Raw genomic sequence first — 25180 nt, 5'->3', positions numbered from 1 at the left:
ATTAAAGAACCAGCCAGAGTAAAAGCGTGATGACCACCAGTGCGACAATGAAACCCAGCAGGGGACGCTGAGCCAGGGGCTGCATCGCGGGCGGCAGCGACGCGACAAACGGTGACCAGATAGGCTGAGGTTTGATCTCACTGGCCGCCAGCGGCTGTTCGTGAATTTTTTCCGCCCGGTCGGCGCGACGGCTGAACAGGAAGTTCAGAAGGTCCTGCGTCTGCGTCGCGGTGAGCACCATCTGCGGTGTAGCCTGAAAACGCTGCTGGCTGTAATCCTCCAGCTGCTGCCGCTCATGCTGATCGAGCGGCTGCTTCAGCGAGGCTTCCAGCAGTTGCAGCGTCGGTGCGCTGTGCTGACTCAGCGTCTGACGCACCTGCAGATACTGCGTCAGCAGCGGGAAGTGGCGTGAGGGGATTGGATCGCCGCTGGTCAGATTCACCAGCTTCAGCGCCGCCATCCACAGTTTACCGGTGGATTCACCCGTAGCAGCGGCAAGGCGTACCACCTGCTGATTCAGCGTCTGATGCTCTGCCGGTAACAGGGTGCGATCGCTGACGCGGGTCTGCTGTGGCTGAGGAATCGTCATCTGCCCGCTCTGCAACATCGTCAGCACCTGGCGCAGCTGATCCTGGCTCAGTGCGCTCAGGACAGTCTGACCAAATTGCTGACGGATAAAATCGCTGACGGCCTGACGGTTATTGCCTTTCGGCAGCAGATCGGTGAGTTGGGTCATCAGCTGGCGGGTGGCATGCCCATTCTGTGCCTGCGTGAGGCGGTTATTAAGATACTGTTCCGCTGCCGGGAAGTGACGCGACTGCAACTCCGCTTCACTCTTAACGCCTACTTCATGGCGGACGCCCGCCCAGAGTTCAGGCGTTTTAAGATTGCTGAGCGATAAGATACGCACGATCAGGCGCTCTAACGTCGTGCGCTGGGCAGGAGAGAGCGGTTGTTCACCCGCCACAGAACCGTGACGCGTCACACCGGTTTGCGGATTAACAGATGAACGATCGACCGGCGCACCGGGGCCGCTGAGAGGTTGCATGGCGGATTCCTTGGGAAAACAGAACAGCGTGGGGTGCGCCGGAAAATGAATAGGCCATGATAGCAAAAGCCCCCGGGAAATCCCACGGGGGACGCGTGTTTCAGCGCGAGATTTATGCTTCAGTTGTGAACCCTGGCGACCTGACTTTATCACCACCTTCAGCGGCATTCTCCTTCACCGCCGCGATACCCGGCAATCGGCGAAGGGAACGATTCAGGACGGTGGCTGAGTCACCGTTTTATGCCGGGTTAAAGGCGTACGCAGCCGCTGCGCCAGTATGACACCGAACAGCGTCAGGCCACCGCCAATCCAGTGGTAACTGTGCAGCTGCTCATGCAGAAACAGCACGGCGATTAACGCTGTAAACAGCGGCGTCAGATTCATAAAGATGCTGGTCGTGCTGGCCCCGAGGCGCTGCACACCGTGGATCCACAAAAAGGGGGCGATGAGGGAGGCGAACAGGCCGGCAAACGCCACCAGTGGCAGATTGTGCCGGTTAAGCGACACCTCGGGTGCCAGTAAAAAACCGGGCAGTAACAGCAGTACGCCGAACAAAATCTGCACATAAAGGCTTTGCCAGATCGGCAGTGGCAGCGCCCAGCGTTTCGTCAGGACGCCATACAGCGCATAAGAGGCAGAGGCGGCCAGCATCATCAGCTCACCTTTACCCATGCCCTGATTCAGCAGCTGCATCACGTTGCCCTCACTGACCAGCCACACCAGCCCGCAAAATGAGATGATACTGCCGAGCAGGATACCGAGCGTTGGCGCAATCCGCAGGATCACCACGCTCAGCAGCACGGTGAGCAGTGGAATCAGCGCGCCAATAATACCCATAAACAGGGCGCTGACGCTGTGCGCCGCGTAATAGGCGAGGCTCTGATAGAGCACCATGCCGAGCAGCCCGAGGATCGCCAGCCGCCAGAGATGCGGTTTGATGATCCTGCGCGCCCGCCACGCGCCGGGCAGCACAAAGGGCGTCAGCACCAGCAGCGCCAGCAGCCAGCGATAGAATGAGATCGCCGCCGGATCGATCGCACTGGCCGACAGTTTGCTGACAATGGAATTGATCGACCAGATCATCACCGCCAAAAGCGGATAGAGAAAAAACATGCTGACTCTTCCTGTGACATCACACACCCATAATGAGGCGCAGTGTACGCTTGTCCGGATTTATACAGATAGTTAATATCAGACAAAATTAGCGATGAAGCGGACAGAATGACCCTGAAAGTGACCTACCAGCCGCCGGTGGATGCGCCGCAGTTACGCTACTTCATGCGTTACGAACAGGCCAATGCCCGCACTGAATATCTGCCCCATGCTCATGACTGGGGCCAGCTGATTATGGTGAAAAGCCACGTGCTTGAGATGCAGGTTGAAGGTGAGCGGTTACTGACCCCGGCCGATATTCCGGTGTGGATCCCGCCCGGTCAGCTTCACAGCAGCTATAACCATCGCCAGGCGCAGTTCCGGACGTTTAATATTGCAGGTCCGCTATGCGCTGACTTTCCGCTGCGGGCCTGCCTGATGCTGGTCGATTCCATTGCTCACGCTATCATGGATGAATTTGCTGTACAGCAAATGGAGCAACCCGAAACGGATGCTCAGTGGCGGCTGTGCGAGGTGCTGCGCGATCGTCTGCGGCTGGCGCAGGTGCAGGAGAGCTATCTTCCCACGTCGGACGACAAGTTTCTGGCTCCGGTCCTGCATGCGCTGGAAGCGCATCCGGGTGATAACACCACGCTGGCAGGCTGGGCGGCACGGGTCTTTACTACCGAACGCACGCTGGCACGGCGCTGCCAGCAGCAGTTGCATATGACCTTTGGCGAATGGCGGCAGCGGCTGCGGTTCCTGCGCGCCATTGTGCTGCTGGAGCAGGGGGAAAGCGTGCAGAGCATTGCCCATGAGCTGGGATACAGTTCCGCTTCGGCGCTGACTGTGATGTTCCAGCAACAGGCGGGAACCACGCCCGATCGCTACCGCGCACGGTTAGGCTAACGCGGCGCTTTGTGCCAGAATAATTGCCTCTTACGCAACAGACAGGAAAGCCGTGGTGAAAATTCTGGTCGATGAAAATATGCCCTATGCCCGTGAGTTATTCAGCCGCACCGGCGATGTGGTCGCAGTGCCTGGTCGTCCGCTGCCGGTGGCGGAACTGGCCGATGCCGATGGCCTGATGGTGCGCTCAGTCACCCAGGTAAATGAATCACTGCTGGCTGGAAAGCCGGTGAAGTTTGTCGGCACCGCCACGGCGGGGACCGATCATATCGACGAGAACTGGCTGCAGCAGGCGGGCATTGCGTTCTCTGCCGCGCCGGGCTGTAACGCCATTGCGGTGGTGGAATATGTTTTCTCTGCACTGTTGCTGCTGGCAGAACGCGACGGTTTTGCGCTGCGCGACCGCACGATCGGCATTGTTGGCGTTGGTAACGTCGGCGGGCGGCTGCAGAAGCGCCTGGAGGCCTGGGGCATTAAAACTCTGCTGTGCGATCCGCCGCGTGCCGATCGCGGTGATGCGGAAGATTTCCTGTCGCTGGAAGCGCTGGTTGCGCAGGCAGATATTCTGACATTCCACACGCCGCTGTTTAAAGACGGACCCTATAAGAGCTGGCATCTGGCGGACGCGGCGCTGCTGATGGCGCTGAAGCCCAACACCATTCTCATCAACGCCTGTCGTGGCCCGGTAGTGGACAACAGCGCGCTGCTGGAGGTGCTGAAAATGCGCCACGATCTCAGTGTGGTGCTGGATGTCTGGGAGCCGGAGCCGGATCTTTCGCTGGCGCTGCTGGATAAGGTCGACATCGCCACGCCACACATCGCGGGCTATACGCTGGAAGGCAAAGCACGCGGCACCACCCAGGTATTCGAAGCCTGGTGTGACTTTATTGGTCAGCCGCAGCAGGTGCCGCTCAGCACCTTACTGCCGGTGCCGGAATTCAGTGAAATCACCCTGAATGGCCCGCTGGATCAGCCAACGCTGAAACGCCTGGCGCATCTGGTGTATGATGTGCGTCGCTATGATGCCCCTCTGCGTAAAGTGGCGGCGAAACCCGGCGAGTTTGATCGCCTGCGTAAGCAGTATCAGGAGCGCCGCGAGTGGTCATCGCTGCAGGTGAATTGTGATGACGCTACAACGGCTGAGATGCTGAACCAGCTGGGCTTTAACGCAAACTATTCCCCGAAATAACGGCCGTGGCAGGCCTGGCGATTTGGCGCAGCTTTCCTCACTGAATTGCTCAGTGAACCGAAAATGCGCATAACGCTGGCGTATCTGCATGGCGGCTGGTTCAGGGGGGATAAATCTGAATCCCCGGGCGGTGAATATCACCGCCTTCTGTTTTTATGTCATTGTCTGGAGTAAACCAACATGTCTGACGGCTGGAATATTGCGCTACTTGGCGCGACAGGCGCAGTAGGGAACGCTGTACTGGAACTGCTGGCGGAACGCCAGTTCCCGGTTGGTGAATTATATTTGCTGGCCAGCGAAAACAGTGCGGGCGAGGTTAAACGTTTCGACGGCCGCTCGGTGCGGGTCGACAATGCAGAGACGTTCGACTGGTCACAGGCGCAGCTGGCCTTTTTCGTGGCAGGACGTGACGCCTCGGCACGCTTCGCCGATGAAGCGGCGAATGCCGGTTGTCTGGTGATCGACAGCAGTGAGCTGTTTGCGCTGGAGCCCGATGTGCCGCTGGTGGTGCCGGATGTGAATCCGCATGTGCTGGCAGATTATCGTAATCGCAACATCATCAGCGTGGCGGACAACCTGGTCAGCCAGCTGCTGACCGCAATTAAACCGCTGGTGGATGCGGCTGGCTTGAGCCGTTTGCAGGTTACTAACCTGATTTCGGTCTCCAGCTACGGCAAAGTGGCTGTGGATGCGCTGGCCGGTGAGAGTGCCCGCCTCCTGAATGGGATTCCGGCTGATGAGCACCACTTTGGCCGTCAGCTGGCGTTTAACCTGATGCCGCAGCAGGCCGATGCAGAAGGCAGCGTGGAGAGTGAACGTCGTCTGATTGATCAGGTGCGTAAAGTCTTGCAGGACGAAGGCTTACCGATTGCGGTCAGCAGTGTTCAGGCCCCGGTGTTCTACGGTAACGCGCAGATTGTTCACATTGAGAACCTGCGCCCGCTCTCCGCTGAGGAAGCCCGTGCCGAACTGGCGCTGGCGTCAGATATTCGTCTGAGCGAAGAGGATGACGTGCCAACGCCGGTGACGGATGCCTCCGGCAATGGTGATCTGAGCATCGGTGCTGTGCGCAACGACTACGGTATCCCGGAGCTGCTGCAGTTCTGGTCAGTCGCGGACAACATTCGTTTTGGCGGCGCGCTGATGGCGGTGAAAACCGCAGAGAAACTGGTTCAGGAGTATCTGTAAGCATGTCCGATGGTCAGACACACAAACTGGCGCTCGGCATCGAGTATGACGGCAGCCGCTACTACGGCTGGCAGCGTCAGAATGAAGTCCGCAGCGTGCAGGAGAAGGTAGAGCGCGCGCTGTCGAAAGTCGCCGATCATCCGGTCAGCATTTTTTGTGCTGGCCGCACTGATGCGGGCGTACACGGCACGGGGCAGGTAGTCCATTTTGAGACCACCTCACAGCGGCCCGATGGGGCCTGGACGCTGGGCGTGAATGCTAATCTGCCCCCGGATATTGCGGTTCGCTGGGTAAAAGCGGTGCCGGATGCGTTCCATGCCCGCTTCAGTGCTACGGCCCGACGCTATCGCTACCTGATTTACAATCAGCGTCTGCGTCCGGCGGTGCTGGCTCAGGGCGTGACGCACTTCTACCATCCTCTGGATGCTGAGAAGATGCAGCGCGCCGGGCAATGTTTGTTAGGCGAGAATGATTTCACCTCGTTCCGCGCCGTGCAGTGCCAGTCGCGTACACCGTGGCGCAACGTGATTCACCTTAACGTGACGCGTCAGGGCCCCTACGTGATTGTGGACATCAAAGCCAATGCCTTTGTGCATCATATGGTGCGCAATATCGTAGGCAGCCTGATGGAGATAGGCTGCGGCAACAAGCCTGAGTCATGGATGGCAACGCTGCTGGCCGCGAAAGATCGGACATTAGCCGCAGCCACAGCGCGGGCAGAAGGGTTGTATCTGGTGGCGGTGGATTACCCATCCCACTTTGCGTTACCACAGCCGTCGATGGGACCATTGTTTCTCGCGGATTAACTCACTTTCAGGACTTAAAAGGGCGCGCTATGGAGTTTCTCCATTTTCTGGTCGATTTTATTCTGCACATTGATGTGCATCTCGCCGAGCTGGTTGCAGAGTACGGCATCTGGATTTACGCTATTTTGTTCCTGATTCTGTTCTGCGAAACCGGACTGGTCGTGACGCCTTTCCTGCCAGGTGACTCACTGCTGTTTGTGGCGGGCGCACTGGCCGCGCTGCCGGGTAATGACCTTAATGTACACGTGATGGTGGCGTTGTTAGTGGTTGCCGCAGTGCTGGGTGATGCGGTGAACTACACCATTGGTCGCCTGTTTGGCGAGCGGTTATTCAGCAACCCGAACTCGAAAATTTTCCGTCGCAGCCATCTGGATAAAACCCACGCGTTTTATGCCCGTCACGGTGGAAAAACAATTATCCTGGCGCGTTTTGTGCCGATCGTCCGCACGTTCGCGCCGTTTGTTGCCGGTATGGGGCACATGTCCTACCGCCACTTCGCGCTGTTCAACGTCACAGGTGCGCTGTTGTGGGTGCTGCTGTTCTCCTATGCCGGTTACCTGTTTGGCGATCTGCCCGTGGTGCAGGAAAACCTGAAGCTGCTGATCGTTGGCATTATCCTGGTCTCGATTCTGCCGGGTGTGATCGAAGTCTGGCGTCATCGCCGTCAGGCGAAGCAGCAGAAGCTGCCGTAAGGCTTCGCTCAGGGGTAAGACCAGATTTTTATCCACAGTCTGAACAGGTTGTGGTTTAATGAGCGACATTTACCGTCTGCTGAAGCGGTTTTCAGCAGTATCAAGACGACTGGACCAGGTCAGTTTTAAACAGAAAGGTCATCAATGAGCTGGATTGAACGCATTCTTAATAAAAGCACCACAACGCCAACGCGCAAAGCCAGCATCCCGGAAGGGGTCTGGACCAAGTGCGACAGCTGTGGCCAGGTTCTCTACCGCGCCGAGCTGGAGCGTAATCTTGAGGTTTGCCCGAAGTGTGACCACCACATGCGTATGCACGCGCGTGAGCGTCTCGGCAGTTTCCTCGATCAGGGCACGACAGTTGAGCTTGGCAGTGAACTTGAACCGAAAGATCTGCTGAAGTTCCGCGATTCGAAGAAGTACAAAGATCGTCTGGTAGCAGCACAGAAAGACACCGGCGAGAAAGATGCGCTGATCGTGATGAAAGGTCAGTTGCATGGCATGCCGGTTGTCACAGCGGCCTTTGAATTTGCCTTTATGGGCGGTTCAATGGGCTCTGTCGTCGGTGCGCGTTTTGTACGTGCCGTTGAGCAGGCGCTGGAAGACAACTGTCCGCTGATCTGCTTCTCTGCCAGTGGGGGTGCGCGTATGCAGGAAGCGCTTCAGTCACTGATGCAGATGGCAAAAACCAGTGCGGCACTGGCAAAAATGCAGGAGCGCGGTCTGCCCTACATTTCCGTGCTGACCGACCCGACAATGGGGGGTGTTTCTGCCAGTTTCGCGATGCTGGGTGACCTCAACATCGCGGAACCTAAAGCGCTGATCGGCTTTGCGGGTCCACGCGTGATCGAGCAGACCGTGCGTGAAAAACTGCCGCCGGGCTTCCAGCGCAGTGAGTTCCTGATTGAGAAGGGCGCGATTGATATGATTATCCGCCGCCCGGAAATGCGCTATAAACTGGCAAGCCTGCTGGCCAAAATGATGAACCTGCCGGCACCGCTGCATGACGGTGAACAGTCCGCTCCTGCGACGACTGAATCGGAAAGCAACGAGGCCTGACAGGAGATAGAGAGGCGCGTCCACAGCGCCTCTTACCAATGCACCGTATACCGCAGCACCAGTCTGACAGGTATAAATAAGAAAAACGGGACATATGGACAATCTTCACCTTCCTCAAGCCACGTCGCCTTTGGCCACGTGGCTTTATTATCTTGAGCACCTGCATACTCAGGCTATCGAACTGGGTCTGGACCGTATTCGTCAGGTAGCACTTCGTCTCGATCTGCTGAAACCCGCCCCTTTTGTCTTCACCGTGGCCGGTACAAATGGCAAAGGCACCACCTGTCGTACCCTGGAAACGCTGCTGATCGCTGCGGGCTACCGCGTGGGCGTCTACAGCTCGCCGCATCTGGTGCGTTACACCGAGCGCGTCCGGGTGCAGGGAGAGGAGCTGAGTGAAGCGCAGCACTGCGCCAGCTTTGCGGAGATTGAAGCCGGACGGGCAGATATTTCCCTGACCTACTTCGAATTTGGCACGCTCTCTGCGCTGAATCTGTTCCGCCAGGCGCAGTTGGATGTTGTGATCCTGGAAGTCGGCCTCGGCGGACGTCTGGATGCCACCAACATCGTGGACGCCGATGTCGCCGTGGTCACAAGCATTGCACTGGATCACACCGACTGGCTGGGCCCGGATCGCGAAAGCATCGGGCGCGAGAAAGCGGGTGTCTTCCGGCCGGGGAAACCTGCGGTCGTGGGTGAACCCGATATGCCGCAGAGCATCGCAGCGGTCGCACAGGATAAAGGCGCTCAGCTGTTACAGCGCAACCGCGACTGGTCCTGGCATACCCAGGCTGAAAGCTGGTCGCTGCGTGATGCGCAGGGTGAGCTGAACGATCTGCCGCTGCCACAGGTGCCGCTGCCTAACGCGGCGACGGCACTGGTGGCGCTGCGGGTTTCAGGGCTTGAGGTCAGTGAGGCGCAGATCCGCGCCAGCCTGCCGCTGGCAATGCTGCCAGGGCGTTTTCAGACCATCAGTGAATCACCACGCGTGATTCTGGATGTTGCCCATAACCCGCACGCGGCAGGCTATCTGGCGTCGCGTCTGGCGGCACTGCCGACACGCGGCAAAGTGCACGCGGTGGTGGGTATGCTGCATGATAAAGATATCGCCGGTACGCTGGCGGCATTAGCACCGGCAGTGGACGCCTGGTACTGCGCACCGCTTGACGGTCCGCGCGGTGCCAGTGCAGAGCAGCTGCTGAACGCGCTGCCGCAGGGCGAGGCCTTTGACTCAGTTGAACTCGCCTGGCAGCAGGCACGCGAGCGGGCTACGCCGCAGGACATTGTGCTGGTCTGTGGTTCATTCCACACGGTGGCACAGGTCATGGAATCGATTGAAACGGAGAAAGGACGTGGCGAGTAAGTTTCAGAACCGTTTAGTCGGCACCGTTATTCTGGTCGCCGTTGGCGTGATTGTACTGCCAGGGCTGCTGGATGGTCAGAAAAAGCATTATAAAGAGGAGTTCGCTGCCATTCCGCTGGTGCCAAAACCGGACGATCAGCAGGATAGCGAAATGGTGCCGCCGGTAACCCAGTCGCTGCCCGCTCAGCCGCCGGAAGGCGCGGGCAGTGCCGTTAATAGCAGTAATGGTAATGGCAAAGCCAATGCCACGGCAGAGCAGGGACGGACGCAGCCGGAAGAAGAGAGCGATCCGGTCGTTGTCTCGCCGCCGCCGGTTCATCAGTCTGTGCCCGCACAGACGGTGACGAAGCCGAAAGCCGTTGAGCAGCAGAAGCCTAAAGTGACTGAGCAGCCTAAACAGAAACCGGTCGAACAGCCGAAGCCAAAAACCGTCGAGCAGCCAAAATCTAAGCCCGTTGAGCAGCCAAAAGTGGTTGAGCAGCCGAAGCAGGAAGAAGCGCCTAAAGCGGCGGAGTCAACGGCACCGGCAGGACAGGCTTATGTGGTGCAGCTGGGTGCGCTGAAGAACGCGAGCAAAGTCAATGAGATTGTCGCGCAGCTGCGGCTGTCGGGTTATCGCGCCTTTACCGTGCCATCAACGCCGGTACAGGGTCAGATCACCCGCATTTACGTCGGGCCGGACGCCTCAAAGGCGAAGATGCAAGGCGCAGTGGGTGAGCTGAAAAACATCTCAGGACTGGGCGGTGTGGTGAAACCGTACAGCGCCCGCTAAGCCCGTGGCAGGCGCTGCCGATAGCAGTAACAGGCAGCGCCTTTCGCCCGGCTGGCAGTGCGTTTAACGTGTGCTGCCGCATAAAATAGTGACGATTTTCAACGGTCTGTCCGGCTGAGAATGACCCGGGCGATGACGGTTTTTTTCATCGCCTTTTTTATGGATGCAGAAAAAGAAAACCGCTACGCAAACGTTTTCTTTTTCTGTTAGAATGCGCCCCGAACTGGATGCAGGGGTGCAATTGCACTGGCGCTGGAAGAGTTCATGATCTGGATTGATTACGTCATTATTGCGGTAGTTGGTTTTTCGGCTCTGGTCAGCCTGGTCCGTGGGTTTGTCCGGGAAGCCTTATCTCTTGTTACCTGGGGATGCGCGTTTTTTGTCGCCAGTCATTACTACGCCTACCTTGCAGTCTGGTTTACAGGTTTTGACGACGAACTGGTTCGTAACGGTATCGCCATCGGTGTGCTGTTTGTGGCAACCCTGATTGTGGGTGCCATTGTGAACTACGTTATCGGCACGCTGGTGGAAAAAACCGGCCTGTCGGGAACCGACCGGGTGTTGGGCGTCTGTTTCGGGGCGTTGCGTGGTGTGCTGATCGTAGCCGCTTTGCTGTTCTTCCTTGATACATTCACTGGCTTTTCCAAAAGTCCGGACTGGCAACAGTCTCAACTCATTCCCGAGTTCAGTTATATCATCAGGTGGTTCTTTGATTACCTGAAGAGCACGTCGAGTTTTTTACCCCGGTGATGTGACCGGGTGTGCGGCTAAATGAGGAAATGACAACATGTGCGGTATTGTCGGTATCACCGGTTTCATGCCGGTCAACCAGTCGATCTATGACGCGTTAACGGTGCTCCAGCACCGCGGGCAGGATGCCGCAGGCATTTGTACTATCGATGCGCTGAAATGTTTTCGCCTACGAAAGGCAAACGGCCTGGTCAGCGACGTTTTCGAAGCACGTCACATGCAGCGACTGCAGGGCAATATGGGGATTGGTCATGCGCGTTATCCAACCGCGGGCAGTTCCAGTGCCTCTGAAGCGCAGCCATTCTATGTAAACTCCCCGTATGGCATCACCCTGGCGCACAACGGTAACCTGACCAACGCCCATGAGCTGCGTAAGCACCTGTTTGAAAAGGGTCGTCGTCACGTTAATACCACATCAGATTCTGAGATCCTGCTGAACATCTTTGCGCAGGAGTTAGATCGTTTTCAAAACGATCCCCTGGAAGCTGACAACATTTTTGCTGCGGTGGCTGCCGTACATCAGCAGGTGCGCGGTGCTTACGCCGTCGTCGCGATGATTATCGGCCATGGCATGGTCGCCTTCCGTGACCCTAACGGTATCCGTCCGCTGGTGCTGGGCAAGCGCGTTATCGCCGATGGCCGCACCGAATATATGGTCGCCTCCGAGAGCGTCGCACTGGATACGCTGGGCTTTGAGTTCATCCGTGACGTTGCACCGGGTGAAGCGGTTTATGTCACCGAAGAGGGCCAGCTTTCGACCCGCCAGTGTGCTGAAAACCCGAAAAGCAATCCATGCCTGTTCGAGTACGTTTATTTTGCGCGTCCCGACTCCTTCCTGGACAAGATTTCGGTCTACAGCGCCCGTGTCCGTATGGGCACCAAGCTCGGTGAGAAAATTGCCCGCGAGTGGGAAGATCTGGATATCGACGTTGTCATCCCGATCCCGGAAACCTCAACCGATATCGCGCTGGAAATCGCCCGTATTCTCGACAAGCCTTATCGTCAGGGCTTCGTGAAAAACCGTTACGTTGGCCGTACCTTTATCATGCCAGGCCAGCAGTTACGTCGCAGCGCGGTGCGCCGCAAGCTCAACGCTAACCGCGCTGAATTCCGTGATAAAAACGTGCTGCTGGTGGATGACTCTATCGTGCGCGGTACCACCTCAGAGCAGATTATTGAGATGGCGCGTGAAGCCGGGGCGAAACGCGTTTATCTGGCCTCAGCGGCCCCGGAAATTCGTTTCCCGAACGTGTACGGCATTGATATGCCAAGCGCCACCGAACTGATTGCGCACGGCCGCGAAGTGGAAGAGATTCGTCAGTTGATTAAAGCTGACGCACTGATTTTCCAGAATCTGGACGATTTGATTGAAGCGGTACGTGAAGAGAACCCGGACATTGCCCAGTTTGAGTGCTCGGTGTTCAACGGCGTTTACGTGACGAAAGATGTCGACCAGCAGTATCTCGAATATCTGGAGTCGCTGCGCAATGATGATGCCAAAGCGCTTCAGCGACAGAACGAAGTCGAAAACCTTGAGCTGCATAACGAAGGCTGATAGCCATCGGCGCAGGACAGCATAAAACAGGGCGGGAGCAATCCCGCCCTGTTTGTTTTCAGAAACCCGCTGGCCGCGTATGATGGCGCATTGGCTGACATAAGGTTGGAATATGAAACGACTCATCATTGGCATCTCCGGCGCAAGCGGGGTGATCTATGGCGTGCGCATGCTGCAGGTGTTGCAGCAGGTGGAAGGGGTAGAAACGCATCTGGTCATGAGCCAGGCGGCGCGTCAGACGCTGGGGCTGGAGAGCGACTATTCGCTGCGTGACGTGCAGGCGCTGGCCGATGTGGTGCATGACGTGCGCGATATTGCAGCAAATATCTCGTCGGGCTCGTTTAAAACGCTGGGCATGGCAATTTTACCCTGCTCAATGAAAACCCTGTCGGGCATCGTACACAGCTACAGTGACTCATTGCTGACCCGTGCGGCTGACGTGGTGTTAAAAGAGCAGCGTAAGCTGGTGTTGTGCGTGCGCGAAACCCCGCTGCATGTCGGCCACCTGCGTATGATGACCACGGCCGCCGAGCTGGGTGCGATTATCATGCCGCCCGTGCCGGCGTTTTATCATCGGCCTGAAACCATCGATCAGCTTATCGATCAGACCGTTAACCGGGTAATCGACCAGTTTGATATTGAATTACCGGAAGATCTTTTTATGCGCTGGCAGGGTGCATAAAGTTCCGCTGGCGCACTTATTTAGTGCATAAGCGCGCCTCGGATCACTCTTCGCATATTTGACGCACCAAAAGTTAACATCGTCGCTTTTTCTCTTTTACTTCACTGCTATATTCCCCTCACAAACATAGCGTTTTCGCCTGTCTGACGTCACGCTAACTGCGTGAATAACTTGCAGAACTGGCATGAAACATGCAAATTACTTTGCGCAAACACATCACGAACCACATAACAAAAAGCACTTCACTTGAGGGTAATCTATGAAAAAGCGTGTTCTGGCTCTTTCCCTGATGCTGGGCTTAACCAGTGCTGCCAGCGTCTTTGCAGCTGTTCCGGGTTCAATCCGCATCGGTACTGATCCAACTTACCCACCGTTTGAGTCGAAAGACGCGCAAGGCAAGTTAGTGGGCTTCGATATCGACCTCGCTAACGAAATCTGTAAACGTATTCATACCCAGTGTACTTATGTTGAAAGCGACTTTGATGCGCTGATCCCTTCGCTGAAAGCGAAGAAAATTGATGCCATCATCTCCTCACTTTCCATCACAGCAAAACGTCAGGAAGAGATCGCCTTCTCGGAAAAACTGTACGCGGCGAATGCGCGTTTAGTGGCCCCGAAGGGATCGAAAATTGAGCCGACCATTGAGTCGCTGAAAGGCAAAAACATCGGTCTGCTGCAGGGCACCACCCAGGAAACCTACGCGAATCAGAACTGGCGGCCAAAAGGGGTGAACGTTACCCCTTATGCTAACCAGGACCTGGTTTATCAGGATCTGAACGCCGGTCGTATTGATGCGGCCTTCCAGGATGAAGTGCAGGCCAGCGAAGGTTTCCTGAAACAGCCGGTTGGTAAAAACTACGCCTTCGCCGGTCCGGCCGTGAAAGATGACAAAATCTTTGGCGTCGGAACCGGTATGGGGCTGCGTAAAGATGACAGCGAACTGAAAGCTGCCATCGACAAAGCCTTTGCTGACATGCGTAAAGATGGCACCTACGACAAGATTGCGAAGAAATACTTCGATTTCAATGTGTACGGCGACTAACCATCCTGTCGCTTTGCCCTCTGTGACCCGGCTGCCGTTTTGCCGGGCCTGAGTCGGTTCTGCCTGGCGCGGAAAGCGGACAGGCTGTCTGGCGAATGGCATTCACACTGGAGAGGCAGAGCTAAACTGCCCGTCTCGCTTGCGGGCAGCGTTTCGTTTTCACCCCACGACAGGACCCTCTCGATGCTGTATGGCTATTCTGATGTAATTCTTCGGGGCACGCTGGTCACGCTGGAGCTGGCGCTCACCTCCGTCGTGCTGGCAGTGCTGCTGGGCCTGATTGGCGCAGGCGCGAAACTGTCGCGCAGCCGGTCACTGGCGATGATTTTTGAAGGCTACACCACGCTGATTCGTGGCGTACCCGATCTCGTACTGATGCTGCTGATCTTCTACGGTCTGCAGATTGTTCTCAACCAGGTCACCGATGCGCTGGGCATGGCGCAGTTCGATATCGACCCGATGGTCGCTGGTATCATCACGCTCGGCTTCATTTATGGTGCTTACTTCACCGAAACGTTCCGCGGTGCCTTTATGGCGGTACCTAAAGGGCAGATTGAAGCGGCCACTGCGTTTGGCTTTACTGGCGCGCAGGTGTTCCGCCGTATTCTGTTTCCGGCCATGATGCGCTATGCGCTGCCGGGCATCGGTAATAACTGGCAGGTGATCCTGAAAGCCACCGCGCTGGTCTCGCTGCTGGGGCTGGAAGATGTGGTGAAGGCGACGCAGCTGGCTGGGAAAAGTACCTGGCAGCCGTTCTACTTCGCTATTGTAGCCGGTGTGATCTATCTGGTGTTCACCACGCTGTCGAACGGCGTGCTGTGGTGGCTGAACCGTCGCTATACGGTCGGTGTGAAGAGGGCGAGCTATGATTGAGATTATTCAGGAGTACTGGAAATCGCTGCTCTGGACGGACGGATACCGTTTTACCGGCGTTGCTATTACCCTGTGGCTGTTAATCCTCTCGGTCACTCTTGGTGGCTGTCTGGCGATTCTGCTGGCGATAGCGCGGGTTTCGCCTAACCGGTTTATCAGTTTTCCGGTCTGGCTTTTCACCTACGTATTTCGCGGCACGCCGCTCTATGTGCAGCTGCTGGTCTTCTATTCCGGCATGTACACGCTTGAAATTGTCAAAGGCACTGAGCTGCTCAACGCCTTTTTCCGCAGCGGCCTGAACTGTACGCTGCTCGCCTTCACCCTGAATACCTGTGCTTACACCACGGAAATCTTTGCGGGCGCGATTCGCTCAGTACCGCATGGTGAGATCGAGGCAGCACGGGCTTACGGTTTCTCCACCTTTAAACTTTATCGCTGCATCATTCTGCCCTCCGCGCTGCGTACGGCTTTACCGGCCTACAGCAACGAAGTGATTCTGATGCTGCACTCTACGGCGCTGGCCTTCACCGCGACGGTGCCGGATCTGCTGAAAGTGGCGCGGGATATTAACTCGGCAACCTATCAGCCGTTTACCGCCTTTGGTCTGGCGGCGGTGTTGTACCTGATTATCTCTTACGTGTTGATCAGCCTGTTCCGCCTGGCGGAACGTCGCTGGCTGGCCCACGTGAAACCCTCTTCATCGCATTGAGTAGAACTATGGCTGACAATAAATTAAGCGTCACCGAATTGCATAAACGTTACGGTGAACATGAAGTGCTGAAAGGGGTCTCGTTAACTGCTAAAGCGGGCGATGTGATCAGTATTATTGGATCGTCCGGTTCAGGGAAAAGTACCTTTTTACGCTGCATTAACTTCCTCGAAAAACCGAGTGAAGGCACTATCGTGGTCAACAACCAACACATTACGCTGGTCCGTGATAAAGATGGTCAGCTCAAGGTCGCTGACAAAGAGCAGTTGCGCGCGTTGCGCACCAGTCTGACCATGGTGTTCCAGCACTTCAATCTCTGGAGTCATATGACGGTGCTGGAAAACGTCATGGAAGCGCCAATTCAGGTACTGGGGCTGAGCAAAGCCGAAGCCCGTGAGCGGGCCATCCGCTACCTCGATAAAGTGGGGATTGATGCGCGTGCACAGGCGAAGTATCCGGTGCACCTCTCCGGTGGTCAGCAGCAGCGTGTGTCGATTGCGCGTGCGCTGGCGATGGAGCCAGAGGTTTTGCTGTTTGATGAACCGACCTCCGCGCTGGATCCGGAGCTGGTCGGGGAAGTGCTGCGTATCATGCAAAAGCTGGCGGAGGAGGGCAAAACCATGGTGGTTGTGACCCACGAGATGGAGTTTGCCCGTCATGTCTCCAGCCACGTGATTTTCCTGCATCAGGGGAAAATTGAAGAGCAGGGGCCGCCTGCGGACGTATTCGGCAGCCCGAAAAGCCCGCGTCTGCAGCAGTTCCTCAAGGGGTCGCTGAAGTAGTCCTGCGCCCGCGCCGGTAAGGCGCGGGCTTCACACTAATGCTTCACCACATCCTGCAACGCCTGCTGCAAATCGTACCAGCGGAAGCTAAAACCTGAGGCTTCCAGTCGTTTTGGCAGCACATGCTGTCCTCCCAGCACCAGTACCGACGATTCGCCCATCATCAGTTTAATGGCGCTGGCAGGCGTGCGCATAAAGGCCGGGCGGTGCATAACCTGGCCCAGCGTGGCGGCAAACTGCTCATTGCGCACGGCATAAGGGGCGACCATATTAAACGGACCGCGCAGATCCTGATGATCCAGTAGCCAGAGAATGGCGTTAAGCATGTCATCAATGTGGATCCACGGCATATATTGCTTGCCGCTGCCGATCGGCCCGCCGATGCCGAGCTTGAAGGGCAGCTTCATTTTACTGAGTGCGCCACCTTCGGGGGCCAGCACCACGCCAGTGCGCAGCAGGCAGACTCGGGTGCGTTCACTTTCAGCGGTGAGCGCCAACTGCTCCCAGCGTGCGCAGAGCTGATGGGTAAACTCATCCTGCCCCTGATCCTCTTCGGTCAGCACCAGGTCGCCGGTATTGCCATAAAAGCCGGTGGCCGAACCTGAAATCAATACGGAGGGTGGCGTTGTGCTGGCGTTGATCAGGGAAGCGATCTGTTCCGTGATCTGCCAGCGACTTTCGCAGAGCTGCTGTTTATGCGGCTCCGTCCAGCGTTTGTCGGCGATGGGTTCACCTGCCAGATTAATTACCGCATCGATAATATCCAGATTCGACTGTTGCGCCAGGCCTGACCAGAACGCGACGTTCTCGCCCAGTTTTTCACGTGCGCTGACCACGTCCCGAGTCACGACACTGATCTGATGCCCCAGCTGTTGCAGGCGTGGAATCAGATGACGGCCAATCAGTCCCGTGCCACCGGTAATTAGAATGTGCATGTTGCGGCTCTCCTGGTGTTTTTGTTATTTGCACCATTCAGCATAGAAGAGTCGCGCCATTCCAGAGTGAGTCGCGTCGCGCTTTCGTGTTCCGGCGTCAGAGATCGGAGCAGCTCAGCGTTGCCTTCGCAAAAAAAAATCGGTAAACATGATGCAACCCTGACAGCCAATTGAGGTAACCGATGAATTATCCGTCCATCACCCTGTGGTCAGATTCATCATTTTTCAGTCCTTACGCCATGTCGGCTTACGTTGCTCTTACCGAGAAAGGGATACCTTTTCAGCTGAAACGTGTCGATCTGTCGCAGAATCAGCAATATGCCGCGGCATACCGTGAACTGTCGCTGACCTGCCGGGTGCCGACCCTGCAGATTGATAACTTTCTGTTGAGCGAATCCTCGGCCATTACCGAATATCTCGAAGAGCGTTTTCCGGCACCCGAATTTGAGCGTCTCTATCCACGCGACCGGGAAAAGCGCGCCCGTGCCCGTGAGATTCAGGCGTGGCTGCGCAGTGATTTCCTGTGGATCCGTCAGGAACGCCCGACAGAAGTGCTGTTTGCCGGTGAACGCTTTGCGCCACTGACTGCGTCAGCGCAGCAGGCGGTGGACAAACTGGTTATCGCTGTCGATCGCCTGCTGCCCGAGGGGCAACAGAATCTGTTTAGTGAATGGTCCATTGCGGATACCGATCTGGCGGTCATGCTTAACCGTCTGGTGTTACATGGCGATCCTTTGCCTGCCCGTCTGCAGCATTATGCTGAGTTTCAGTGGCAGCGAGCCTCGGTACAACAGTGGTTAGCAGAAAGTGGTAAAAATCGGTAACCGCCAGGGCTTGCTCAGGCTGGCGGAAGTGATTACCTTACGCCACATAAAAACAACGACGTGGCAAACTGCGTACACAACTGTACGCCAAACAGGAAAGGGTTACTGATGGTGGATCAAACTGCGGGTGACGGCATCGAGTGGGTTGATATTGTAAACGAAGAGAATGAAGTCGTTGCTCAGGCGACACGTGCGCAGATGCGTGCTCAGTGTCTGCGTCACCGCGCCACCTATATTGTGGTTCATGACGGTATGGGCAAGATTCTGGTACAGCGTCGCACCGAAATAAAAGATTTTATGCCGGGCAAACTGGACGCAACCGCGGGCGGCGTGGTGCAGAGCGGCGAAGATATGCTGGAATCTGCACGCCGTGAAGCAGAAGAGGAGTTAGGGATTGCCGCAGTGCCGTTTGCTGAACACGGCAAATTCTACTTCGAAGATGAGCATTGCCGTGTCTGGGGCGGTCTGTTCAGTTGTGTGTCACACGGGCCATTCGCCATGCAGGAATCGGAAGTTGATGAGATTATCTGGATGACGCCCGATGAGATCACCGCGCGTTGTGATGAGTTCACCGACGATTCGCTGAAAGCGCTCTCACTATGGATGAGCCGCAACGGCGACAACCGGGCCTGAGCACGGGCGCGTTAATGCGTAACGGCCTGCGTTAACGCGTGCAGCTGTCGTACCGGCGAAAAAAAGGCATGCCCTGTGGCATGCCTTTTCCGTTCCTGCCTCTTGCTTAACCTTCAGCCTGCTGGGACTGAATAGCCGTCAGGGCGATGGTGTAGACAATGTCATCAACCAGCGCACCACGCGACAGGTCGTTGACCGGCTTACGCATACCCTGCAGCATCGGTCCGATGGAAATCAGATCGGCTGAACGCTGTACCGCTTTGTAGGTGGTGTTACCGGTGTTGAGATCCGGGAAGATAAACACGGTGGCGCGACCGGCAACCTGTGAATCTGGCGCTTTTGATTTCGCCACATCTTCCATGATCGCGGCGTCATACTGAAGCGGACCGTCGATCACCAGATCAGGACGTTTTTCCTGCGCAATGCGCGTTGCTTCACGCACTTTCTCGACGTCGCTGCCTGCACCTGACGTACCGGTGGAGTAGGAGATCATTGCCACACGCGGGTCGATACCGAATGCACTGGCAGAATCAGCCGACTGAATAGCGATCTCCGCCAGCTGCTCTGCGGTTGGATCCGGGTTAATGGCGCAGTCACCGTAGACCAGCACCTGCTCCGGCAGCAGCATAAAGAACACCGAGGAAACCAGTGAGCTGTTAGGCGCGGTTTTGATCAGCTGTAATGGCGGACGAATGGTGTTGGCGGTGGTGTGGACTGCACCTGACACCAGGCCATCCACTTCGCCGCTCTCCAGCATCATGGTGCCAAGCACCACGTTATCTTCCAGCTGTTCCTGGGCGACCACTTCGGTCATGCCTTTGCTCTTACGCAACTCAACCAGACGCGGCACGTAGTTTTCGCGAACCTGTTCCGGGTCAACTATCTCAACCCCTTTGCCCAGCTCAACGCCCTGAGCCGCTGCGACACGCTGAATTTCATCCGGGTTGCCTAACAGGACGCAGGTGGCGATACCGCGTTCAGCGCAGATAGCAGCCGCTTTAACCGTACGCGGCTCATCGCCCTCGGGCAGTACAACGCGTTTGCCCGCTTTACGTGCCAGCTCGGTAAGCTGATAGCGGAACGCGGGGGGTGACAGACGACGGCTGCGCTCAGATGTGGCGGTCAGTGAGTCAATCCACTCGGCATTAATGTAGCTGGCAACATATTCCTGCACTTTCTCGATGCGCTGCGTATCGTCAGCGGGCACTTCAAGATTAAAGCTCTGCAGGCTCAGTGAGGTCTGCCAGGTATTGGTTTTCACCATAAACACCGGCAGGCCGGTCTGGAAGGCGCGGTCGCAGAGACGGGCGATGCGATCGTCAATCTCATAGTTACCGGTTAGCAGGATAGCGCCGATCTCAATGCCGTTCATCGCGGCCAGACAGGCGGCAACCAGCACATCCGGGCGGTCAGCTGATGTCACCAGCAGTGAGCCAGGACGGAAATGCTCCAGCATGTGAGGAATACTGCGGGCGCAGAAAGTGACTGATTTCACCCGGCGGGTCTGAATCTCGCCTTCGTTAATGATGCGCGCATCCAGGTGGCGGCACATATCGATTGCGCGGGTGGCAATCAGATCAAAGCTCCACGGTACGCAACCCAGCACCGGCAGCGGGCTGTCAGAGAACAGCTGCTTAGGATCGATATTGGCAATGCTGGCCTTTGAGGAGTCATCAAAGATTTCTGACAGATCAGGGCGGGTACGTCCCTGATCGTCAACCGGCGCGTTGAGTTTGTTGATGATCACGCCGGTGATATTTTTGTTCTTCTGACCGCCGAAACTGCTCTGAGTCAGTTCAATGCGCTCTTTCAGCTGTGCCGGGGAGTCGTTGCCCAGCGCCATGACGAAGACGATTTCCGCGTTCAGGGTTTTGGCGATCTCATAATTCAGCGCGTTGGCGAACTGATGCTTGCGGGTCGGGACCAGCCCTTCAACCAGCACCACTTCCGCATCCTTGGTGTTGGCGTGGTAACGGGAGATGATCTCTTCCATCAGCACATCCTGCTGGTTCGAGCCCAGCAGTGACTCAACACGTGACATCTGCAGCGGTTCTGCAGCAGGAATCGAGGAGTTTTTGCGGATAATGGTGGTGGTTTGATCCGGGGTGTCGCCGCCGGCACGCGGCTGAGCAATCGGCTTAAAGACGCTAAGGCGAACGCCTTTACGTTCCATCGCGCGGATAACGCCAAGGCTGACGCTGGTCAGGCCGACGCTGGTGCCGGTCGGAATGAGCATAATTGTACGTGACACGTTTGAACCTCTCAGTCGTGGCAGGGTGTCAAAAACAACTCCGTCAGCCTGAGCTGACGGAGAGAAGTGTTTTACGCAGTCAGACGCGCGGCGTCCTGGGCGATGACCAGCTCTTCGTTGGTCGGAATCACCAGCGCCGGGCGGGTGCCTTCTTTATTGATGTAGCCTGACTTACCAAAACGGGCCGCCAGATTGCGATCATGATCGACGTCAAAGCCCAGCAGTGCCAGTTTTTTCAGTGACAGTTCACGTACCATCGCAGCGTTTTCACCGATGCCGCCAGTAAACACCACGGCATCAAGACGGCCATCCATCAGAGCAGTGTAGCTACCGATATATTTCGCAAGGCGATGACAGAAGACATCCATGGCGCGCTTCGCATCTTCTTTGGTGGCGTAGTTATCTTCTACGTAGCGGCAGTCGCTGGTGACTTCGGTCAGACCTAACAGGCCAGACTCTTTGGTCAGCAGTTTGTTGATGGCGTCAACGCTCATACCCAGCGTATCGTGCAGGAAGAAGACGATGGCCGGGTCGATATCGCCACTGCGGGTTCCCATCACCAGACCTTCCAGCGGCGTCAGACCCATAGAGGTGTCAACGCATTCGCCGTTGCGAATGGCAGAAACAGAACCACCGTTGCCGAGGTGGCAGGTAATAATGTTCAGTGACTCAAGCGGCTTGTTAAGCATTTTAGCGGCTTCGTGCGTCACGTAGAAGTGGCTGGTGCCATGCGCGCCATAGCGACGAACGCCATGCTCTTTATAAAGTTTGTAGGGCAGCGCATAGAGATAAGACTCTTCCGGCATTGTCTGATGGAAAGCCGTGTCAAATACCGCGACATTCTTATCCGACAGGTGAGGGAAGTTTTTCATCGCTTCATCAATACCGATCAGATGAGCCGGATTATGCAGCGGTGCAAAAGAAGAGGCGTCCTTGATGCCCTGTACCACGTCTTCAGTAATGATGACTGACTGAGTCAGCTTCTCGCCACCATGAACGATACGATGGCCAATTGCAGCAATTTGTGCCGAAAGCTCAGGTTTTTGTGCCAGAATGGTTTTAACGATAAAGTTCAGCGCTTCGCTATGCGCTGCGCCAGCACCCAGAGGCGCTTCCTGTTTTTCGCCTTCCAGTTTCCATTTGATGCGGGCTTCAGGAAGGTGGAAACATTCCGCCAGGCCCGACAGGAACTCTTCACCGCTGGCAGGGTTGAGGATGGCAAACTTCAGGGAAGAGCTGCCACAGTTCAGAACCAGAACTAACTTACTCGACATGGAAGTACCTATTTTTTGAGAGTGGCTAAATAAAACGCAATCAGACTAACAGCGTAGCCCATGAAAGCTGGTAGATTAATGACAAACATCATGCGGTAGACAGAAATCTGCTTTTCCGCAAAAAATTTCGGTAATCTTACGCGAAAATTTGATGATTGCCTTGTCGAAACAGGGCTCAGACCTCTTCCCAGCGGCGCATTTTGCTCCCGGAAAGGTGTAAAAACGGCGTCAGAATAGCTGGAGTCACCTTCAAAGACAAAAATAATTGAAGGATGTTACGTAAAGTTGTGTGGTTATAACTATTTTTTAATTTTTACAGAATGAGTTGAGGTGAGCCATGGCGAATGAATCTGGCAGTACCAGTTGGTTTCGGATGTTTCAGCGCGGCCAGCACTATATGAAGACTTGGCCCGCTGATAAGCGCCTGGCGCCGGTGTTCCCGGAAAATCGCGTTTCATCAGCAACGCGTTTCGCCATTCGCTTTATGCCACCTCTGGCGATTTTTACGCTGACCTGGCAGATCGCAATGGGCGGTCAGTTAGGTCCGGCCGTGGCGACGGCGCTGTTTGCCTGCAGTCTGCCGATGCAGGGATTATGGTGGCTGGGTAAGCGTTCAGTGACGCCACTGCCGCCGACGCTGCTTAACTGGTTTCATGAAGTACGTGCCCGCCTCGAAGAAGCGGGGCAGGCGATAGCACCGGTAGAAGGCAAGCCGACCTATCAGGCGCTGGCCGACCTGTTGAAGCGGGCATTTAAACAACTCGACCGCACCTTCCTCGACGATCTCTGACCCGTTCCAGGCTGGCGGTAAAATAATTACCGCTAACCTGCGGCTAAATCAAAGAAAGGCGATACGGCGATTTCCGTGTCGCTAACGCTGTGCAATCATTTCGCCATTGTTGATTAACTGAGCGGTCTCTGACCGGGAGTGAATAATGGAAATGACCCACGCGCAGCGTCTGATTCTTACCAACCAGTATAAAATGATGGCCATGCTTGAGCCGGAAAATGCGGAGCGTTTTCGCCGTTACCAGACCATTATCGAACGCGGTTATGCGCTCCAGATGCGCGAGCTGGACAAAGAGTTTGGCGAACTCAGTGAAACGATCTGCCGCACAGTGATCGACATTATGGAAATGCATCACGCTCTGCACGTCTCCTGGTCGAACCTGAAAGAGAAAAGTCAGGTTGAAGAGCGCCGTCTCGCTTTTCTGGGCTTTGATGCGGCAACGGAAGCACGCCTGCTGGGTTACGTCCGTTTTATGGTCAATACGGAAGGGCGTTATACCCACTTCGATTCCGGTACTCACGGTTTTAATGCGCAGACCCCGATGTGGGAAAAGTATCAACGGATGTTAGCTTTGTGGCAGACTTGTCCGCGCCAGTACCATTTGAGTGCAAACGAAATTGCGCAAGTGATTAATGCCTGAGGAGGAGGAGCGCGTGACCTACAGAGGTTTTCTATTTGATTTAGACGGCACGCTTGTGGACTCACTGCCAGCGGTTGAACGAGCCTGGAGCCAGTGGGGTGCCCGTCATGGGATCGCCGCTGATGAGATCCTGGATTTCATTCATGGCAAACAGGCAATCACCTCTCTGCGTCATTTCATGGCAGGCCAGTCGGAAGAGGCTATCCAGGCAGAGTTTGTCGCACTGGAGCAGGCTGAAGCGGCAGACACCGACGGCGTGCAGGCGCTGCCAGGTGCTCACGCGCTGCTGAACCGGCTAAACGAACTGCAGATTCCCTGGGCAATCGTCACATCCGGGTCGGTGCCGGTCGCTCATGCGCGTCATAAAGCGACAGGATTACCCAAGCCCGCGGTGTTCATTACCGCTGAGCAGGTCGCCAAAGGCAAACCTGAGCCCGATCCTTACCTGCTGGGCGCAGAGAAGCTCGGGTTAGCGGCGACCTCATGCGTCGTGGCAGAAGATGCCCCCGCGGGTATTTTATCGGGCCTGAACGCCGGTTGTGCGGTGATTGCCATTAATGCCCCTGCGGAAACACCGCGTCTGGATGACGTGGCGCTTCAGCTCGAATCACTGGCAACGCTGGTGATAACCCGCGAGTCTGACGGCAGTTTCACCTTCAGTCAGCAGGCTTAAGGGAAGGCCCGGCGGCAGAACCGTCGGGCTTACAGGGGCGTATCCTGCGAAATTTCATCCAGCGACAGGCTGAAGCTCGGAATAAACACCTCAACGAAGTAATCCATCTCCGGCGAACGCCGCAGCGCTAAGGTTTTTTCCAGCCGCGCTTTGGCCAGTAAAAATTCGTTGTTACCGGCGGACAATTCCTCAAGACACTTTACGTACGCACAAAGCGCATCAGCCTGCTTCACTACCGCCTGCTCCTCTTCACTGTGCAGATGCTCATCGATCAATGGGCGATAGATCGCCTGAAACTCTTCAGGCAGCATCTCAATCAGTTTCTGCTGGGCAATCTTCTCGATTTTCTTATATTCGTGGGCAATCTGTGCGTTGTAATACTTAACCGGAGTGGGTAAATCACCGGTGAGCACTTCGCTGGCGTCGTGATAAAGCGCCAGCATGGCGATGCGGTCGGCGTTAAGCGCGCCGCTGAACCTGATATTTTTGATGACGGCCAGCGCGTGCGCCACCATGGCGACCTGCAGACTGTGTTCAGAAACATTCTCGGTACGCACATTGCGCATTAGCGGCCAGCGGTTGATCAGCTTAAGACGGGAGAGGTGAGCAAAGAAGTGGCTTTGTGTCATGAGCGTTCCTGTTAGCAGGC

Annotated in this window: 26 protein-coding genes; 20 read left to right on the top strand and 6 right to left on the bottom strand. The window is 56.1% G+C overall.

Going from position 1 to position 25180, the window contains the following annotated elements:
- Nucleotide 1: 1 nt before the first annotated feature.
- The gene (gene flk, locus N5J69_RS04565) at nucleotides 2-1048 is read right to left on the bottom strand and encodes a flagella biosynthesis regulator Flk (protein WP_279768368.1); all 1047 of its coding nucleotides are present in this window, start codon (nucleotides 1046-1048) and stop codon (nucleotides 2-4) included.
- A gap of 213 nt (nucleotides 1049-1261) precedes the next feature.
- Entirely contained in the window at nucleotides 1262-2161 is a 900-nt protein-coding gene (locus N5J69_RS04560) for a DMT family transporter (RefSeq protein ID WP_279768367.1), read from the bottom strand.
- A 108-nt stretch (nucleotides 2162-2269) separates the two neighbouring features.
- Between N5J69_RS04560 and N5J69_RS04555 the strand changes: the two genes are divergently transcribed.
- The 15 genes from N5J69_RS04555 to hisP all read left to right on the top strand — a co-directional run bounded on the left by N5J69_RS04555 (nucleotide 2270) and on the right by hisP (nucleotide 16511).
- Nucleotides 2270-3049 carry an AraC family transcriptional regulator gene (locus N5J69_RS04555; protein ID WP_279768366.1) on the top strand — a complete coding sequence of 260 codons (780 nt, stop codon included), beginning with the start codon at nucleotides 2270-2272 and terminating at the stop codon, nucleotides 3047-3049.
- A 55-nt stretch (nucleotides 3050-3104) separates the two neighbouring features.
- Nucleotides 3105-4238, top strand: coding sequence for a 4-phosphoerythronate dehydrogenase PdxB (gene pdxB, locus N5J69_RS04550; RefSeq protein WP_279768364.1), 1134 nt, complete (start codon nucleotides 3105-3107; stop codon nucleotides 4236-4238).
- A 180-nt stretch (nucleotides 4239-4418) separates the two neighbouring features.
- Nucleotides 4419-5426: an aspartate-semialdehyde dehydrogenase gene (locus N5J69_RS04545; RefSeq protein ID WP_279768361.1), complete on the top strand. Its 1008-nt coding sequence runs from the start codon at nucleotides 4419-4421 to the stop codon at nucleotides 5424-5426.
- A gap of 2 nt (nucleotides 5427-5428) precedes the next feature.
- A complete protein-coding gene (gene truA, locus N5J69_RS04540) occupies nucleotides 5429-6232 on the top strand; it encodes a tRNA pseudouridine(38-40) synthase TruA (protein WP_279768360.1) in 804 nt (267 codons plus the stop codon).
- Between the two features lie 29 nt (nucleotides 6233-6261).
- Nucleotides 6262-6924: a DedA family protein gene (locus N5J69_RS04535; protein WP_279768358.1), complete on the top strand. Its 663-nt coding sequence runs from the start codon at nucleotides 6262-6264 to the stop codon at nucleotides 6922-6924.
- Between the two features lie 144 nt (nucleotides 6925-7068).
- Nucleotides 7069-7983 carry an acetyl-CoA carboxylase, carboxyltransferase subunit beta gene (gene accD, locus N5J69_RS04530; RefSeq protein ID WP_279768357.1) on the top strand — a complete coding sequence of 305 codons (915 nt, stop codon included), beginning with the start codon at nucleotides 7069-7071 and terminating at the stop codon, nucleotides 7981-7983.
- A gap of 94 nt (nucleotides 7984-8077) precedes the next feature.
- Nucleotides 8078-9346 carry a bifunctional tetrahydrofolate synthase/dihydrofolate synthase gene (gene folC, locus N5J69_RS04525; protein ID WP_279768356.1) on the top strand — a complete coding sequence of 423 codons (1269 nt, stop codon included), beginning with the start codon at nucleotides 8078-8080 and terminating at the stop codon, nucleotides 9344-9346.
- Nucleotides 9336-10118 (top strand): cell division protein DedD, encoded by a 783-nt coding sequence (gene dedD / locus N5J69_RS04520; RefSeq protein ID WP_279768353.1) that lies wholly within the window; start codon nucleotides 9336-9338, stop codon nucleotides 10116-10118. Before folC ends, dedD begins: the two co-directional genes overlap by 11 nt.
- Before the next feature lie 264 nt (nucleotides 10119-10382).
- Nucleotides 10383-10868, top strand: a complete 486-nt coding sequence (cvpA, locus tag N5J69_RS04515) for a colicin V production protein (RefSeq protein WP_003854265.1) — start codon at nucleotides 10383-10385, stop codon at nucleotides 10866-10868.
- Nucleotides 10869-10905: 37 nt separating this feature from the next.
- The gene (gene purF, locus N5J69_RS04510; RefSeq protein ID WP_279768351.1) at nucleotides 10906-12423 is read left to right on the top strand and encodes an amidophosphoribosyltransferase; all 1518 of its coding nucleotides are present in this window, start codon (nucleotides 10906-10908) and stop codon (nucleotides 12421-12423) included.
- Between the two features lie 112 nt (nucleotides 12424-12535).
- Nucleotides 12536-13105: a UbiX family flavin prenyltransferase gene (locus tag N5J69_RS04505; RefSeq protein ID WP_279768348.1), complete on the top strand. Its 570-nt coding sequence runs from the start codon at nucleotides 12536-12538 to the stop codon at nucleotides 13103-13105.
- Nucleotides 13106-13364: 259 nt separating this feature from the next.
- Nucleotides 13365-14147, top strand: coding sequence for a lysine/arginine/ornithine ABC transporter substrate-binding protein ArgT (argT, locus tag N5J69_RS04500; RefSeq protein WP_150010572.1), 783 nt, complete (start codon nucleotides 13365-13367; stop codon nucleotides 14145-14147).
- A 183-nt stretch (nucleotides 14148-14330) separates the two neighbouring features.
- Nucleotides 14331-15020 (top strand): histidine ABC transporter permease HisQ, encoded by a 690-nt coding sequence (locus N5J69_RS04495; protein WP_279768345.1) that lies wholly within the window; start codon nucleotides 14331-14333, stop codon nucleotides 15018-15020.
- Nucleotides 15013-15729, top strand: a complete 717-nt coding sequence (locus N5J69_RS04490; RefSeq protein WP_279768343.1) for an ABC transporter permease — start codon at nucleotides 15013-15015, stop codon at nucleotides 15727-15729. Before N5J69_RS04495 ends, N5J69_RS04490 begins: the two co-directional genes overlap by 8 nt.
- Nucleotides 15730-15737: 8 nt before the next feature.
- Entirely contained in the window at nucleotides 15738-16511 is a 774-nt protein-coding gene (gene hisP / locus N5J69_RS04485; RefSeq protein WP_279768342.1) for a histidine ABC transporter ATP-binding protein HisP, read from the top strand.
- 35 nt (nucleotides 16512-16546) lie between these two features.
- Here the strand turns inward: hisP and N5J69_RS04480 are convergent, their stop codons facing one another.
- Nucleotides 16547-17446, bottom strand: coding sequence for a TIGR01777 family oxidoreductase (locus N5J69_RS04480; RefSeq protein ID WP_279768340.1), 900 nt, complete (start codon nucleotides 17444-17446; stop codon nucleotides 16547-16549).
- Between the two features lie 182 nt (nucleotides 17447-17628).
- On the opposite strand from N5J69_RS04480, the gene yfcF reads away from it, so the two are divergent.
- Nucleotides 17629-18270, top strand: a complete 642-nt coding sequence (yfcF, locus tag N5J69_RS04475) for a glutathione transferase (RefSeq protein ID WP_279768339.1) — start codon at nucleotides 17629-17631, stop codon at nucleotides 18268-18270.
- A gap of 108 nt (nucleotides 18271-18378) precedes the next feature.
- On the top strand, nucleotides 18379-18903 hold the full coding sequence (yfcD, locus tag N5J69_RS04470; protein WP_279768338.1) for an NUDIX hydrolase YfcD: 525 nt from the start codon (nucleotides 18379-18381) through the stop codon (nucleotides 18901-18903).
- Between the two features lie 106 nt (nucleotides 18904-19009).
- Here the strand turns inward: yfcD and pta are convergent, their stop codons facing one another.
- Nucleotides 19010-21139, bottom strand: coding sequence for a phosphate acetyltransferase (pta, locus tag N5J69_RS04465; RefSeq protein WP_279768707.1), 2130 nt, complete (start codon nucleotides 21137-21139; stop codon nucleotides 19010-19012).
- Nucleotides 21140-21225: 86 nt separating this feature from the next.
- Nucleotides 21226-22428, bottom strand: a complete 1203-nt coding sequence (gene ackA / locus N5J69_RS04460; protein ID WP_279768337.1) for an acetate kinase — start codon at nucleotides 22426-22428, stop codon at nucleotides 21226-21228.
- Between the two features lie 337 nt (nucleotides 22429-22765).
- On the opposite strand from ackA, the gene yfbV reads away from it, so the two are divergent.
- The 3 genes from yfbV (at nucleotide 22766) to N5J69_RS04445 (ending at nucleotide 24531) form a co-directional block, all read left to right on the top strand.
- On the top strand, nucleotides 22766-23218 hold the full coding sequence (gene yfbV, locus N5J69_RS04455; RefSeq protein WP_013358580.1) for a terminus macrodomain insulation protein YfbV: 453 nt from the start codon (nucleotides 22766-22768) through the stop codon (nucleotides 23216-23218).
- A 145-nt stretch (nucleotides 23219-23363) separates the two neighbouring features.
- The gene (locus N5J69_RS04450) at nucleotides 23364-23858 is read left to right on the top strand and encodes a YfbU family protein (RefSeq protein WP_279768335.1); all 495 of its coding nucleotides are present in this window, start codon (nucleotides 23364-23366) and stop codon (nucleotides 23856-23858) included.
- Between the two features lie 13 nt (nucleotides 23859-23871).
- Complete coding sequence (locus tag N5J69_RS04445) at nucleotides 23872-24531, top strand: sugar phosphatase (RefSeq protein ID WP_279768333.1); 660 nt, start codon at nucleotides 23872-23874, stop codon at nucleotides 24529-24531.
- A gap of 29 nt (nucleotides 24532-24560) precedes the next feature.
- Here the strand turns inward: N5J69_RS04445 and yfbR are convergent, their stop codons facing one another.
- Nucleotides 24561-25160, bottom strand: coding sequence for a 5'-deoxynucleotidase (yfbR, locus tag N5J69_RS04440; protein WP_279768330.1), 600 nt, complete (start codon nucleotides 25158-25160; stop codon nucleotides 24561-24563).
- Between the last annotated feature and the right edge of the window lie 20 nt (nucleotides 25161-25180).

It is taken from the genome of Pantoea sp. GD03673, assembly GCF_029844725.1.
In the GTDB taxonomy this organism is placed as follows: Bacteria; Pseudomonadota; Gammaproteobacteria; order Enterobacterales; family Enterobacteriaceae; genus Pantoea.
This window is presented reverse-complemented; position numbering and strand designations above follow the sequence as displayed.

Excerpts from the sequence above, each read along its gene's own strand:
- flk (WP_279768368.1), bottom strand. The coding sequence starts at position 1,048 with ATGCAACCTCTCAGCGGCCCCGGTGCGCCGGTCGATCGTTCATCTGTT.
- N5J69_RS04560 (WP_279768367.1), bottom strand. The coding sequence starts at position 2,161 with ATGTTTTTTCTCTATCCGCTTTTGGCGGTGATGATCTGGTCGATCAAT.
- N5J69_RS04555 (WP_279768366.1), top strand. The coding sequence starts at position 2,270 with ATGACCCTGAAAGTGACCTACCAGCCGCCGGTGGATGCGCCGCAGTTA.
- N5J69_RS04545 (WP_279768361.1), top strand. The coding sequence starts at position 4,419 with ATGTCTGACGGCTGGAATATTGCGCTACTTGGCGCGACAGGCGCAGTA.
- truA (WP_279768360.1), top strand. The coding sequence starts at position 5,429 with ATGTCCGATGGTCAGACACACAAACTGGCGCTCGGCATCGAGTATGAC.
- N5J69_RS04535 (WP_279768358.1), top strand. The coding sequence starts at position 6,262 with ATGGAGTTTCTCCATTTTCTGGTCGATTTTATTCTGCACATTGATGTG.
- accD (WP_279768357.1), top strand. The coding sequence starts at position 7,069 with ATGAGCTGGATTGAACGCATTCTTAATAAAAGCACCACAACGCCAACG.
- folC (WP_279768356.1), top strand. The coding sequence starts at position 8,078 with ATGGACAATCTTCACCTTCCTCAAGCCACGTCGCCTTTGGCCACGTGG.
- cvpA (WP_003854265.1), top strand. The coding sequence starts at position 10,383 with ATGATCTGGATTGATTACGTCATTATTGCGGTAGTTGGTTTTTCGGCT.
- purF (WP_279768351.1), top strand. The coding sequence starts at position 10,906 with ATGTGCGGTATTGTCGGTATCACCGGTTTCATGCCGGTCAACCAGTCG.
- N5J69_RS04505 (WP_279768348.1), top strand. The coding sequence starts at position 12,536 with ATGAAACGACTCATCATTGGCATCTCCGGCGCAAGCGGGGTGATCTAT.
- argT (WP_150010572.1), top strand. The coding sequence starts at position 13,365 with ATGAAAAAGCGTGTTCTGGCTCTTTCCCTGATGCTGGGCTTAACCAGT.
- N5J69_RS04495 (WP_279768345.1), top strand. The coding sequence starts at position 14,331 with ATGCTGTATGGCTATTCTGATGTAATTCTTCGGGGCACGCTGGTCACG.
- N5J69_RS04490 (WP_279768343.1), top strand. The coding sequence starts at position 15,013 with ATGATTGAGATTATTCAGGAGTACTGGAAATCGCTGCTCTGGACGGAC.
- hisP (WP_279768342.1), top strand. The coding sequence starts at position 15,738 with ATGGCTGACAATAAATTAAGCGTCACCGAATTGCATAAACGTTACGGT.
- N5J69_RS04480 (WP_279768340.1), bottom strand. The coding sequence starts at position 17,446 with ATGCACATTCTAATTACCGGTGGCACGGGACTGATTGGCCGTCATCTG.
- yfcF (WP_279768339.1), top strand. The coding sequence starts at position 17,629 with ATGAATTATCCGTCCATCACCCTGTGGTCAGATTCATCATTTTTCAGT.
- yfcD (WP_279768338.1), top strand. The coding sequence starts at position 18,379 with ATGGTGGATCAAACTGCGGGTGACGGCATCGAGTGGGTTGATATTGTA.
- pta (WP_279768707.1), bottom strand. The coding sequence starts at position 21,139 with ATGCTCATTCCGACCGGCACCAGCGTCGGCCTGACCAGCGTCAGCCTT.
- ackA (WP_279768337.1), bottom strand. The coding sequence starts at position 22,428 with ATGTCGAGTAAGTTAGTTCTGGTTCTGAACTGTGGCAGCTCTTCCCTG.
- yfbV (WP_013358580.1), top strand. The coding sequence starts at position 22,766 with ATGGCGAATGAATCTGGCAGTACCAGTTGGTTTCGGATGTTTCAGCGC.
- N5J69_RS04450 (WP_279768335.1), top strand. The coding sequence starts at position 23,364 with ATGGAAATGACCCACGCGCAGCGTCTGATTCTTACCAACCAGTATAAA.
- yfbR (WP_279768330.1), bottom strand. The coding sequence starts at position 25,160 with ATGACACAAAGCCACTTCTTTGCTCACCTCTCCCGTCTTAAGCTGATC.